We start from the raw sequence: 13,813 nt of genomic DNA on the forward strand, positions 1-13,813 counted from the left end.
TGAAAACCAGAAAAAGCACTGGCCGAGCATTGTCATTTTAAATGTCGTATACGAAATACTATTAACGAATCGGAGACAACAATGAGCAAGCGCATTAACTGGAGTGGCGTCTTCCCGGCGGTGACCACTCAATTCAACGATGACTACTCTATCAACCTGGAAAAAACCCATCAGGTGATTTCCAACGTGATCCGCGACGGCGTGTCGGGCCTGGTGGTCTGCGGCTCGGTGGGTGAAAACACCTCGCTGACCGCCGAAGAGAAAATCGCCGTGACTGAAGTCGCTGTCGATGCCGCCCGTGGTCGCGTACCGGTGATTTGCGGCGTGGCCGAGTTCACCAGCCTGCAAGCGGCCAAGGTCGCCAATGCCGTACGCCGGGTCGGCGTCGATGGCGTGATGCTGATGCCGGCGCTGGTCTACGGTTCCAAGCCGTTCGAGACCGCCGAGCATTACCGCTACGTGGCGAAAAACGCCGACGTGCCGCTGATGGTCTACAACAACCCGCCTATCTATAAGAACGACGTCACCCCGGACATCCTGATTTCCCTGGCCGACTGCGACAACGTGGTGTGCTTCAAGGATTCCTCCGGCGACACCCGCCGCTTCATCGACGTGCGCAACGAAGTCGGTGACCGTTTCGTGCTGTTCGCCGGCCTCGACGACGTGGTGCTGGAAAGCATCGCCGTGGGTGCCGAAGGTTGGGTCTCGGGCATGTCCAACGTGTTCCCGAAAGAAGGCGAAACCATCTTCCGCCTGGCCAAGGCCGGTCGTTTCGCCGAAGCCATGCCGATCTACGAATGGCTGATGCCGATCCTGCACCTCGATGCCCGTGCCGACCTGGTGCAATGCATCAAGCTGTGTGAAGCCATCGCCGGTCGCGGCAGCGCCTTGACCCGTCCGCCACGCCTGGCCCTGCCGGAAGCCGACCGCGTATTTGTCGAGCAAATCATGGCCAAGGCGTTGGCCAACCGCCCGGAACTACCGGACGTCGGTCTCTGAGTGATTGCCGGGCGGGCCTTTACTGGCCCCGCCCGGCTGCCCGTTTTTTTTGCGTCTTAACAAGGTACGTCAGCATGTCGAATCCTCAACACACGCAAAGCGCAACCACGCCCTCGGGACTCAAACGCGTAGTGGCCGCCGCCATGGCAGGCACCGTCGCCGAGTGGTATGAATTCTTTCTCTACGGCACCGCCTCGGCATTAGTTTTCGGCAAGCTGTTCTTCCGCCAGACCGACAACCCCATCGACGGCATCATCGCCGCCTTCGCCTTGTACGCGGTCGGCTTTCTCGCCCGGCCGCTGGGCGGTCTGGTATTCGGTCACTACGGTGACAAATTCGGCCGCAAACGCCTGCTGCAACTGAGCCTGGTAGTGGTCGGCATCACCACCTTCCTGATGGGTTGCCTGCCTGGCTTCGACCAGATCGGTTACGCCGCGCCGGTGCTACTGGTGCTGTTGCGGTTGATCCAAGGCTTCGCTTTCGGTGGCGAATGGGGCGGCGCGATTCTGCTGGTGTCCGAACACTGCCCGGACAATCGTCGGGGTTTCTGGGCCAGTTGGCCGCAAGCCGGGGTGCCGGCCGGCAACCTGGTGGCCACGGTCGCCCTGCTGCTGTTGTCGTCGAACCTGTCAGAGCAACAGTTCCTTGCCTGGGGCTGGCGCGTGGCGTTCTGGTTCTCGGCGGTAGTCGTGTTGATCGGTTACTGGATTCGCACCAGCGTCGATGACGCGCCGATCTTCAAAGAAGCCCAGGCTCGTCAGGCACAGACCAAACAGCAACAGCTCGGTGTGGTGGAAGTGCTGCGTCATCACTGGCGTTCGGTGCTGGTGGGAATCGGCGCACGCTTTGCCGAGAACATCCTCTACTACACCGTGGTGACGTTCTCGATTACCTATCTGAAACTGGTGGTGCACAAGGACACTTCGCAAATTCTGCTGCTGATGTTCGGCGCGCACCTGGTGCACTTTTTCCTGATCCCGCTGATGGGCTATCTGTCGGACATCGTCGGGCGCAAGCCGGTGTACCTGACCGGCGCGGTGCTCACCGCGTTCTGGGGTTTCATCGGTTTCCCGATGATGGACACCGGCAACAACTGGCTGATCATGGCCGCCATCACTCTGGGCCTGGCCATCGAGTCGATGACTTACGCGCCTTACTCGGCGCTGATGGCTGAACTGTTCCCGACCCACGTACGCTACACCGCGCTGTCCCTGTGCTACCAGGTGGCGCCGATCTTCGCCGGTTCCCTGGCACCGCTGATCGCCATCACCTTGCTCAACAAGTACCAGAGCTCGACTCCGATCGCCTGGTATCTGGTGGGCGCCGCGCTGATTTCCGTGGTGGCTGTCGGCCTGACCCGCGAGACCCGTGGCAAATCATTGCGCCAGGTGGATGCCGAGTCGGCGGCGCGGGTTGCTGCGCTGGACCCAGCCTCGACTAGCCCACGCCGAGCCGACTCTCTGGCCTGAGTAAATCCCTGTAGGAGCGAGCTTGCTCGCGATGGACGTCAACGATAACGCGTGTTGCCTGAATGGAAACGTTGTCCTTGCGTTTTTCGCGAGCAAGCTCGCTCCTACTGAATCAGGCGAGCAAGGCCTTGAGGTCGTTGTACAGCGCCTCGGGAATTTGCACGCCCTCCACCAGGCTGCGTACCCGCGCCGCGTAACGTCGTTGCGACGGTAAGCGTGCGCCCTGCCCTTCAATGCCCTGGAACAACGTTTCGGCCCGGGCCAAATGTTCTTCAGTGGCGTCCCCCAGAAAGCGCCGAGGGTCCAGGGCGATGATCAACTCGCCATGGTACGGCGACGACTTGCTGCCCCCGTCGTAAGTCAACGACTCGGCACTGGTCAGGTCACCAATCAGCGGCCCGGCAATCAACTCCACCATCGCCGCCAGCGCCGAACCCTTGTGCCCGCCGAACGTCAGCATCGCGCCGCTGTCGAGCACCACGTTGGCATCGGTGGTCGGCCGGCCCTGGGCGTCGACGCCCCAACCTTCGGGAATCGCCTTGCCGGCACGCCGGTGCAGTTCGATATCACCACGGGCAATCGCGCTGGTGGCGAAGTCGAACACAAACGGATCCTGCCCCGCACGCGGCCAACCGAAGGCAATGGGATTGGTGCCGAACACCGGCAGTCGTCCTCCGGCCGGCGCCACCCAGGCGTGGCTCGGATTACACGCCAGTGCCACCAGACCGGCAGCAGTCAGTTGCTCGATCTCCACCCACAGCGCCGAGAAATGTACACAGCGGTTGATTGCCAACGCCGCAATGCCGTTGGCCCGGGTTTTCTGCGCCAGCAACGGCAACCCCGCCTGAAACGCCAACTGCGAAAAGCCACCGCCAGCATCCACCCGCACAATCGACGGCGCCTGGTCGACCACCTGCGGCTCGGCATCGGCTGACACCTTGCCGGCACGCAGGGAATTCACACACCCCAGAATCCGGTACAAACCGTGGGAGGCACAGCCATCACGTTCGCCAGCAATCACCGTCGCCGCCACCGCTTGTGCGTGGGCCAGATTAAAACCGTTGTGCAACAAGATCGATTCGGCCAACTCACGGGCTTCGATCAGGGTCAGTCGGATCATGGTCATCTCCTTGGACAGACCGGTCAGAGTGGTCCGTCCGAGGCGTTATGGCTTGATGGGTTTGGGCCTTGGCGGTGACGAAATTGGCACAGCGCAGGCAAGCCCACAGCGATTTGGGAACGACAAGGATCCCTGTAGGAGCGAGCCTGCTCGCGAAAGCCGCAACACGGTTCCAAGTCTGACTATTGCATCCAATGCAACACACAATTGTCATCAATCCAGTTGATGACAACCGAACGCAAGGCGCAGGCTAGAGGGCTGGCTTGGGCCTCATATCATTCCGAATGATAGTTACCTTCGCCCCATTCGATTCGTGAGATACAAACCCGCCGCGCATCATTCGCCAATCTCAACACATTGGCGGATGCATCCATGGAACAGTCACTCAAACATTTGCGCTTCCCGTTGGCTTTGTTGGCCGTAGTGGTGATCAGCGCTTGCGGCAAGGCCCCGCAAACTGCCGCCAGCATGCCCGCAGCCAAGGTCAGCGTGGCCAAGGTGCTGGAACAACCGGTCAACGAATGGGACGAATTCACTGGTCGCCTCGAAGCGCCGGAAACCGTCGAGATTCGTCCACGGGTCTCCGGCCAGATCGATGAAGTGGCCTTCACTGAAGGCGCCCTGGTCAAGAAAGGCGACCTGCTGTTCCAGATCGACCCGCGTCCGTTCCAGGCTGAGGTCCGCCGCCTCGAAGCACTGGTTGCTCAATCGCGCGCCAATGCCACCCGCAGTGAAAACGAAGCCCAGCGCGGTGAGCGCCTGCGCACCAGCAACGCCATTTCCGCCGAACTGGCCGATTCGCGTACCAGCGCCGCACAGGAAGCCCGCGCCGCCGTCGGTGCCCTGCAAGCGCAGCTTGATCTGGCTAAATTGAACCTGAGCTTCACCCGCGTCACCGCACCGATCAGCGGCCGCGTCAGCCGTGCGGAAATCACCGCCGGCAACCTGGTGACCGCCGACACGACCCCGCTGACCAGCGTGGTCTCCACTGACAAGGTGTACGCCTACTTCGACGCCGACGAACGTGTGTTCCTCAAGTACACGGAGCTCGCTCGCCAGGGCAAGCGCGGCGCCACCACCCCGGTTTACATGGGCCTGTCCAACGAGGACGGCAACCCGCACCAGGGCGTGATGAACTTCGTCGACAACCAGGTCAACCCGAAAACCGGCACCATCCGTGGTCGCGCCGTATTCGACAACAGCGATGGCAGCTACACCCCGGGCTTGTATGCACGCCTGAAACTGGTGGGCAGCGGTACCTACAGCGCCATGCTGATCAACGATGAAGCGGTCGGCACCGACCTGGGCAAGAAGTTCGTGATCGTGATGGATGGCGACAACAAGACCGCCTACCGCGCCGTGGAACTGGGTCCGAAGATCGAAGGCTTGCGCATCGTGCGCAACGGCCTGAACAAGGACGACACCATTATCGTCAAGGGCCTGCAACGGGTACGTCCTGGTTCACCGGTCACCCCTGAAGTGATTCCGATGGCCAGCGAACAAACCCTCGCGGCACTCGCACAACAACGCCAAGCGCTGGAAGCCAGCAACCTGCCCCAAGTCGCGCCTGCCAGGGTTGCACCGGGTACGGCTGTGAAACTGGCTGCCACGACCCCACGCGGTTAAGGGATTTCCAAGATGAATTTTTCCCAATTCTTCATTTCGCGGCCGATCTTCGCAGCGGTGCTGTCGCTGCTGATCCTGATCGCCGGTGCGATCTCGCTGTTCCAGTTGCCGATCAGCGAATACCCGGAAGTCGTGCCGCCCACCGTGGTGGTACGCGCCAACTTCCCGGGTGCCAACCCGAAAGTCATCGGCGAAACCGTGGCCGCTCCGCTGGAGCAAGCCATCACCGGCGTCGAGAACATGCTGTACATGTCCTCGCAATCCACCGCTGACGGCAAGATCACCCTGACCATCACCTTTGCCCTGGGTACGGACCTGGACAACGCACAGGTACAGGTACAGAACCGCGTGACCCGGACCGAGCCGAAACTTCCCGAGGAAGTGACGCGCATCGGTATCACCGTGGACAAGGCGTCGCCCGACCTGACGATGGTTGTGCACTTGACCTCGCCGGACAAACGCTACGACATGCTCTACCTGTCCAACTACGCGATCCTCAACATCAAGGACGAGCTGGCGAGGCTGGGCGGTGTCGGTGACGTGCAACTGTTCGGCATGGGCGACTACTCGCTGCGAGTCTGGCTCGACCCGAACAAAACCGCTTCGCGCAACCTGACCGCCACTGACGTGGTAACGGCCATTCGTGAACAGAACCGCCAGGTGGCCGCCGGTGCATTGGGCGCTCCCCCTGCCCCGAATGCGCAAAGCTTCCAGCTGTCGGTCAACACCCAGGGCCGTCTGGTCAGTGAGGAAGAGTTCGAGAACATCATCATTCGCTCCGGCGAAAACGGTGAAATCACTCGCCTCAAGGACATCGCTCGCGTCGAGCTGGGCTCCAGCCAGTACGCCCTGCGTTCGCTGCTGAACAATCAGCCGGCGGTGGCGATCCCGATCTTCCAGCGCCCTGGCTCCAACGCCATCGAGATCTCCAATGAAGTGCGGGCCAAAATGGCCGAACTGAAGAAGAGCTTCCCCGAAGGCATGGACTTCAGCATCGTCTATGACCCGACGATCTTCGTGCGCGGCTCCATCGAGGCGGTGGTCCACACCCTCTTCGAAGCGCTGATCCTCGTGGTACTGGTGGTGATCCTGTTCCTGCAAACCTGGCGCGCCTCGATCATTCCGTTGGTGGCTGTGCCGGTCTCGCTGATCGGTACCTTTGCCGTGATGCACCTGTTTGGATTCTCGCTCAACGCCCTGTCGCTGTTCGGCCTGGTCTTGGCGATCGGTATCGTGGTGGACGACGCCATCGTGGTGGTGGAGAACGTCGAGCGCAACATCGAACTCGGACTGACCCCGGTGGAAGCCACCAAACGCGCCATGCGTGAAGTGACCGGTCCCATCATTGCCACGGCGCTGGTGCTGTGTGCGGTGTTTGTTCCGGCGGCGTTCATCTCCGGCCTGACCGGGCAGTTCTACAAGCAGTTCGCCCTGACCATTGCGATTTCCACGGTGATCTCGGCCTTCAACTCCTTGACCCTGTCGCCGGCGCTTGCCGCGGTATTGCTCAAGGGCCACGACGCGCCGAAAGACCGTTTCTCCAAGGTGCTGGACAAGATTTTTGGCGGCTGGCTGTTCCGCCCGTTCAACCGCTTCTTTGAAAAGGCCAGCCATGGTTATGTCGGCACCGTTGCCCGTGTGATCCGCTCCAGCGGCATCGCCCTGCTGCTGTACGCCGGCCTGATGGTCCTGACCTTCTTCGGTTTTTCCAGCACCCCGACCGGTTTCGTACCCGGCCAGGACAAGCAATACCTGGTGGCCTTCGCGCAATTGCCAGATGCCTCGAGCCTGGATCGCACCGAAGACGTGATCAAGCGCATGTCCGAGCTGGCGCTGAAACAGCCTGGCGTGGAAAGTGCGGTGGCCTTCCCTGGCCTGTCGATCAACGGGTTTACCAACAGCCCGAACGCCGGCATCGTGTTCGTGACCCTCAAACCGTTCGACGAACGCAAAGACCCGAGCATGTCCGCAGGGGCCATTGCCGGTGCCTTGAACGGCCAGTACGCGAACATCCAGGAAGCCTACATGGCGATCTTCCCGCCGCCGCCGGTACAAGGCCTGGGCACCATCGGCGGTTTCCGCCTGCAGATCGAAGACCGGGGCAACCTGGGCTACGAAGAGCTGTACAAGGAAACCATGAACATCATTGCCAAGAGCCACAGCGTTCCGGAACTGGCCGGTCTGTTCACCAGCTACACGGTGAACGTGCCACAGGTCGATGCGGCTATTGACCGCGAAAAAGCCAAGACCCACGGCGTGGCCGTCAGCGACATCTTCGACACCCTGCAAATCTACCTGGGCTCGCTGTATGCCAACGACTTCAACCGCTTCGGTCGCACCTATCAGGTCAACGTCCAGGCCGAACAACAGTTCCGCCTCGAATCCGACCAGATCGGCCAGCTGAAAGTGCGTAACAACAAGGGCGAGATGATCCCGCTGGCGACCTTCATCAAGGTCAGCGACACCTCGGGCCCGGACCGCGTGATGCACTACAACGGCTTCATCACCGCTGAAATCAACGGTGCGGCAGCCCCTGGCTACAGCTCCGGCCAGGCCGAAAAAGCCATCGAGAAACTGCTCAAGGAAGAACTGCCCAACGGCATGACCTACGAATGGACCGACCTGACCTACCAGCAGATCCTGTCCGGCAACACCGCGCTGTTCGTGTTCCCGCTCTGCGTGCTGCTGGCGTTCCTGGTACTGGCGGCTCAATACGAAAGCTGGAGCCTGCCACTGGCGGTGATCCTGATCGTACCGATGACCCTGCTGTCGGCCATCACCGGTGTGATTGCCTCCGGCGGTGACAACAACATCTTCACCCAGATCGGCCTGATCGTACTGGTGGGCCTGGCGTGCAAGAACGCGATCCTGATCGTCGAGTTCGCCAAGGATAAACAGCTCGAAGGCCTCAACCCGCTGGCTGCGGTCCTCGAAGCCTGCCGCCTGCGTCTGCGGCCGATCCTGATGACCTCCTTCGCGTTCATCATGGGTGTCGTGCCTTTGGTGTTCTCCAGCGGTGCCGGTGCCGAAATGCGTCATGCCATGGGTGTGGCGGTGTTCTCCGGGATGCTCGGGGTGACCTTCTTCGGCCTGTTGCTGACGCCAGTGTTCTACGTATTGATTCGTAACTTTGTCGAGCGCGGCCAGACACGCAAAGCTGCCAAGGCCAACCTGAAGCTGGAGTCGCACTGATGAGTTTGAAAGCGTTCCTGCCGAGCCTGCTGGCACTGGCCTTGAGTGCCTGTGCCGTGGGCCCCGACTACAAGACTCCAACCACCGAGGCGGCCAACATCACGGCCGCCACCGATGGCGCCGCCGGCCAGAAGAACTTTGACCGTTCACATTTCGAAGGCATCTGGTGGCAACAGTTCGAAGACCCGACCCTCAACCAGTTGGTGACGCAATCACTGCAAGGCAACCGCGATCTGCGCGTTGCCTTCGCCCGCTGGAAAGCTGCGCGGGCGATCCGCGATGACGTCAGCAACGACGCCATGCCGACCATCACCAGCCGCGTCAGCAGTGACCTGGGCAAAGGCCAGATCCCGGGCCAGACCACCAAGCGGGTCAACAGCGAACGCTATGACCTGGGCCTGGACATGGCCTGGGAGATTGATCTGTTCGGTCGCATCCAGCGCAACCTGGAGTCGGCCAACGCCGAGCAACAGGCGTTCGAAGCCGACCTGTACCAGCTGCAAGTGACCATGATTGCCGAACTGGTGGACTCCTACGGGCAACTGCGCGGCGCGCAACTGCGGGAGAAAATCGCCCTGGCCAACCTGGAAAACCAGCGCGAGTCGCGCAAGATCACGGTCAGCCTGCGTGATGCCGGCGTCGGCGACCAGCTCGATGTGGAGCGTGCCGACGCGCGACTGGCGTCGGTTGAAGCCAGCGTGCCGCAACTGCAGGCCGAACAGGTGCGGCAGAAAAACCGTATCGCCACCCTGCTGGGTGAACGTCCGGACAAGCTGACCGTGGACTTGAGCCCCAAAGACCTGCCGGCGATTGCCAAGGCCTTGCCGATCGGCGATCCGGGCGAGCTGCTGCAACGCCGTCCGGACATCCTCAGCGCCGAACGCCAACTGGCTTCGGCCACCGCGCGTATCGGCGTGGCCAAGGCGGATCTGTTCCCTCGGGTCAGCCTCAGCGGCTTCCTCGGCTGGACCGCCGGACGTGGTTCGCAGATTGGTTCTTCGGCGGCCAACGCCTGGGCGCTGGGCCCGAGCATCACCTGGGCCGCGTTTGACCTGGGTAGCGTAAAAGCCCGCATACGTGGCGCCGACGCCGATGCCGAAGGCGCCCTGGCGACCTACGAGCAGCATGTGTTGCTGGCCCTGGAAGAATCGGAAAACGCCTTCAGCGACTACGGCAAACGCCAACAGCGCCTGATCTCGCTGATCCGTCAGAGCGAGTCCAGCCGCTCGGCCGCCGACCTCGCGCAAATCCGCTACCGCGAAGGCACGTCCGATTTCCTCGTGCTGCTCGATGCCCAGCGAGAACGCCTGGCGGCCGAAGACACTCAGGCCCAGGCTGAAGTGGACCTGTATCGCGGCATAGTCGCGATCTACAAGGCCCTCGGAGGTGGCTGGCAGCCGGAGACGGTCGCGAGCAACTGACCCGATGCCTTAAAGCGCTCCTTTGGTTGGCCGCAACCAACCAATTTCCTTGCCCTGCGTCTCATTCGGTCGCGGGGTTTTTTTTGCCTTTGCAGACAACGCAAATCCCTTGTAGGAGCGAGCTTGCTCGCGAAAAACTCGAGGGCGCCGCGTTTTTTCAGGGCTCCCGCGTCATCGTTGTCGACCATCGCGAGCAAGCTCGCTCCTACAGGGTTGGCCGCAACTAACCAATTCCTTAGCCCTGCGTCTCATTCGGTCGCGGGGCTTTTTTTTGACTTTGCAGACAACGCAAATCCCTTGTAGGAGCGAGCTTGCTCGCGAAAAACTCCAGGGCGCCGCGTTTTTTCAGGGCTCCCGCGTCATCGTTGACCACCATCGCGAGCAAGCTCGCTCCTACAGGGTTGGCCGCAACCAACCAGTTTCCTTGCCCTGCGTCTCATTCGGTCGCGGGGCTTTTTTTTGCCTTGTCCAGGCAACGCATATCTCTTGTAGGAGCGAGCTTGCTCGCGATGGACTCAAGAGCGCCGCGTTTAGTCAGTTAACACGCGACATCGTTAACGACCATCGCGAGCAAGCTCGCTCCTACAGGGATCAGGGGTGTTCCTGGACGGTCACCGTCGCGGTGGTCCCGGCGCGCAATTTGTCTTTACCGGCATAATCGGCATCGATCTCGATCCGCACCGGCACCCTTTGTGCCAGTTTGACCCAGGTGTAACTGGGGTTGATATTCGCCAGCAATCGTCCGCCCGGCAGGTTTTCCCGGTCGGCGATGGCGAAGGCAATGCTCTGCACTTTGCCGCCGAACGTTTCGCCACTCATCAACTCGATCTTGACCCGGTCGCCCTCCCCGATCCGCGGCAGCTTGGTTTCTTCAAAGTAACCACTGACATAGAACGAATCGCTGTCCACCAGTGCCAGCAATGGACCGCCGGCCGAAGCGTAGTCGCCCTCCCGGGTCAGCAGATTGGTGACGTAGCCGGTCACAGGGGAGACGACGTGGGTACGCTGCAAGTCGAGCTCGGACTGGGTCAGTGCCGCGATGGCCAGTTGCACGTTGGCCTGGGCCAACACCAGATTGGCCTGATTACGCAGCAGGTCAGCCTGGGCCACCGACACATCGGTGTTGGCTTTTTCCCACTCTTCGCCGGAAATCGCCGAACGATCCTTGAGCGTGCGCCGCCGTTGTTCCTCGCTCTGACGTTGCTTGAGCAAGGCTTCGCTGGCGGTAATGTTCGCCTGGGCCTGCCCGAGCGAGGCTTTCGACACCTCAACCGCACGTTTGGCATGTTCCACTGCCAGCGTGTAACGCGCCGGATCGATCTCCAGCAGCGCCTGGCCTTTGTTCACGTGTTGGTTGTCCTGCACGGCCAGGCTGACGATCCGCCCGGAAACATCGGCGGACAAGGTCACCACATCGGCACGCACCCGGGCATCCCGGGTCCAGGGCGCACGGGTGTAATGCTCCCAGGCGAACCAGCCCAGGATGAGCGCCAGCAGCACCACCGCGACCGTCGTGAGTCGGGAAAGGATGTTCTTCAAGGCATCAGGCTCCCATCACCAGTATCAACGTGGCGCAGACACAAACGTACAACGCGCCTTCGAACAGTGCCTCATGCCAGACAAACTGCAGCACACCGAGACGGCGCAACGTCCAGTCCAGCAACAGGAAAATCGGCAGGCCCAACAGCAGCGCCTGAGCAATCGGGGGCAGATAGGCACCACCCACTTCCAGATCAATGGGCAAGGACAGGGTCTCCTTCAAGGCCAGCGGGTTGAAAGTAGCCGCGATACCGCTCGACGAACGACACCACGATCAGCAGCGCCACACGCATGCGGAACACCGACCACAAGCGCTCATGAACATCGGTATGCAGGGCATCCAGTTCGTCGCCCAAGGCGCGCAGGTTGTCGAGTACCTGCGCCACTTCGACTCCGGGCCGGCCGGCAACCAGCCTTCCGGTATCCCGGACGGTCGAAAACAGCCGACTTTGCAGATCCGCACTCAACAGTGCGTTGTTCTGCCCCTGCTGCCGCAGCTGATTCAAGGCAATACCCAGTGCCATGCAGCCCAGGCTGGTTTGAAACCGCTCACGCGATTGTGGCTCCTGGGTCGCTGGCAGCAGCCCCAGCATCATGGTCAGGCGATCAACCATTCGACTCTCGAAAGCAAACTGCTGTTCATCGGTTGCCGAGGTTTTCAGCAAGGCATACACCTGCTCGCAGTTCTCTCTATGCAGCCGGCGCATGCGCAAGTCCGGCATGAACGGAAAGATCAGCACATACACACTCAACGCGAGCACGGTCGCGCAGGTATAAGCCCCGGCAAATTCGAACCACTGGGTCGCGGTGTTTTGACCGATCCCCACGTTCAACGGTCCGAGCAGCAGAAAAGTCGTGAGCCCCAGGCCCATGCCGGTACCGGTAGTGGGTGGACTGGCCAACCCCACTGCAACGGCATAGAGCAAGGGTGCCAGCAGCAAGGCAAGCATCTCGAAATTGCTGATCATCGGAACAAACATGAACTGAAGGAGCGCCGAGGCCACCAGCGCCAGCACGAATCCCCGCGCATAGCTTTGAACGGCCAGCAGCGGCCGGGGAAACGTCGACATCAGCGAGCACAGGATACCCAGCAGCACCATGCCGGCTCGTGCACCGTCCCAGCCGGTTTCGATCCAGATCAGGCCGGCGATCAACAGCGCGGAAAAGGCCCGGATGGCATTCATGGTCGCCAGGGTGAAGTCCAGGTGCAGCGGATTTTCGCGCCCGCGAAACACGCTGCTGGCGGGTCGTCCGCTCTGGATGGCATCACTCAACTCCAGAATCTGCTCAAGCTGCTGTAGCAGGCGTGCCTGCTCCCAGCGCAGCGACCAGGCCAGCGAGCGCAAGGTGGCCGGCAGCGGCTCGGTCAATTGTTCGGCTCTGTAGGCCAGCTCATCAAAGCGTTGTTGCAACGACGTGAAGTAATGGCGCTGTTCACTGGACAGCGATCGCCCCTTACGCGCCAGTTCATCGAGAAAGGCCAGTTCCTCGGCGCGCAACCGTTGAATTTCTTCAGGCAGTTCGCCCTCCCAGCGCTCGGTCAACAGCAGGCGCTGGTGGCGCAGAGCTGTCAGGCGCGCGGTCAACAACACCAATTGGTTACCCAACAGTTGCACCAGGCCGTTGGCACTGCGTAACCGTGGCGCATCGAAGTACATGTGTCGGCGTACGCCCTCCAGGCCGCTGATCTGGCCCAGCAGCTGCATTTGCCGCAGCTGAAAGTCAGCTTCGCTCTCTTCAGTGCGGATGACCGCGCTGGCATGGGTGGCCAGCAACCGGGTGATCTGATCGATCCTGGCGAAGTAATCCCGGGCCACGGCTTCCGGCCTGGCGGTGAGCAGGCTGACCACACACACGCAGGCAACCGCCAGCAAGGTTTCGGTGAGGCGGGTCACCGCCAGCAAAAAGGTACCGTCCTGATCGGGAATCGCCAGCAACGCGATGACCACGGCGGTGTAGCCACTGAGCACGAACGCCCCGGAACTGGTGTAGCGCAACAGCGTGCCACCGGCGGTGCACAGCGCCAGCCACAACGCCAGGGTGGTGATGAACGGCAGCGGCGCCTGGGGAAAGATCGCCATGATCAACACCGCCACGGCCGCGCCCGCCGTGGTGCCGATCACCTGGCCAAAACTGCGGGCCAGCACCATGCCGCCCAGTGGCTGGCTGATGATGACCACGGCCATGATCGACCACTTGGGTTGCTCCAGATCGAACAAAAACGCCAGGTACAGGGTCAACAACCCGGCCGCCATGGTTCGCAAGGCAAACAGCAATACCCCGGGGCCGGGGTTGAGAATGGCCTTGAAGTACTGCAACAACGCTTGCATGGGAACACTCGTCGAGACGCCTCCAGCAAGCGTAGTCACTGCAGCGGGGCCTCGACAGGTTTTGCCGTCGACACCGCTTGCAGGCCCATTGAATCGTCAGTGAACGTCGTCAAGGTT

General features: G+C 61.4%; 9 protein-coding genes. 5 read left to right on the forward strand and 4 right to left on the reverse strand.

From position 1 onward, the window contains the following. The first annotated feature begins 81 nt into the window (after positions 1–81). Positions 82–999: a dihydrodipicolinate synthase family protein gene (locus ACCD00_RS06055; RefSeq protein ID WP_095942202.1), complete on the forward strand. Its 918-nt coding sequence runs from the start codon at positions 82–84 to the stop codon at positions 997–999. A gap of 74 nt (positions 1,000–1,073) precedes the next feature. Further along, the gene (gene abaF, locus ACCD00_RS06060) at positions 1,074–2,468 is read left to right on the forward strand and encodes a fosfomycin efflux MFS transporter AbaF (protein WP_413422816.1); all 1,395 of its coding nucleotides are present in this window, start codon (positions 1,074–1,076) and stop codon (positions 2,466–2,468) included. A 112-nt stretch (positions 2,469–2,580) separates the two neighbouring features. On the opposite strand, the gene ACCD00_RS06065 is transcribed toward abaF, so the two are convergent. Further along, positions 2,581–3,588: an Ldh family oxidoreductase gene (locus ACCD00_RS06065; protein WP_413422818.1), complete on the reverse strand. Its 1,008-nt coding sequence runs from the start codon at positions 3,586–3,588 to the stop codon at positions 2,581–2,583. Between the two features lie 372 nt (positions 3,589–3,960). Between ACCD00_RS06065 and mexE the strand changes: the two genes are divergently transcribed. From mexE to ACCD00_RS06080, 3 genes are read left to right on the forward strand one after another with little or no spacing between them, the layout of a single operon-like run. Beyond that, complete coding sequence (gene mexE / locus ACCD00_RS06070; protein WP_413422820.1) at positions 3,961–5,214, forward strand: multidrug efflux RND transporter periplasmic adaptor subunit MexE; 1,254 nt, start codon at positions 3,961–3,963, stop codon at positions 5,212–5,214. Positions 5,215–5,226: 12 nt separating this feature from the next. Then, complete coding sequence (locus tag ACCD00_RS06075; protein WP_413422823.1) at positions 5,227–8,406, forward strand: efflux RND transporter permease subunit; 3,180 nt, start codon at positions 5,227–5,229, stop codon at positions 8,404–8,406. After that, positions 8,406–9,827: an efflux transporter outer membrane subunit gene (locus ACCD00_RS06080; RefSeq protein ID WP_413422825.1), complete on the forward strand. Its 1,422-nt coding sequence runs from the start codon at positions 8,406–8,408 to the stop codon at positions 9,825–9,827. The genes ACCD00_RS06075 and ACCD00_RS06080 overlap by 1 nt, the downstream gene beginning before the upstream one ends. 591 nt (positions 9,828–10,418) lie before the next feature. Here the strand turns inward: ACCD00_RS06080 and ACCD00_RS06085 are convergent. From ACCD00_RS06085 to ACCD00_RS06095, 3 genes are read right to left on the reverse strand one after another with little or no spacing between them, the layout of a single operon-like run. Beyond that, complete coding sequence (locus ACCD00_RS06085; RefSeq protein ID WP_413422827.1) at positions 10,419–11,366, reverse strand: HlyD family secretion protein; 948 nt, start codon at positions 11,364–11,366, stop codon at positions 10,419–10,421. Positions 11,367–11,370: 4 nt separating this feature from the next. Then, complete coding sequence (locus ACCD00_RS06090; protein ID WP_008001544.1) at positions 11,371–11,571, reverse strand: DUF1656 domain-containing protein; 201 nt, start codon at positions 11,569–11,571, stop codon at positions 11,371–11,373. Then, complete coding sequence (locus ACCD00_RS06095; RefSeq protein ID WP_413422829.1) at positions 11,561–13,696, reverse strand: FUSC family protein; 2,136 nt, start codon at positions 13,694–13,696, stop codon at positions 11,561–11,563. The genes ACCD00_RS06090 and ACCD00_RS06095 overlap by 11 nt, the downstream gene beginning before the upstream one ends. Positions 13,697–13,813: the final 117 nt, after the last annotated feature.

The organism is Pseudomonas sp. Pseusp3, assembly GCF_047304225.1.
In the GTDB taxonomy this organism is placed as follows: Bacteria; Pseudomonadota; Gammaproteobacteria; order Pseudomonadales; family Pseudomonadaceae; genus Aquipseudomonas; species Aquipseudomonas fluorescens_CD.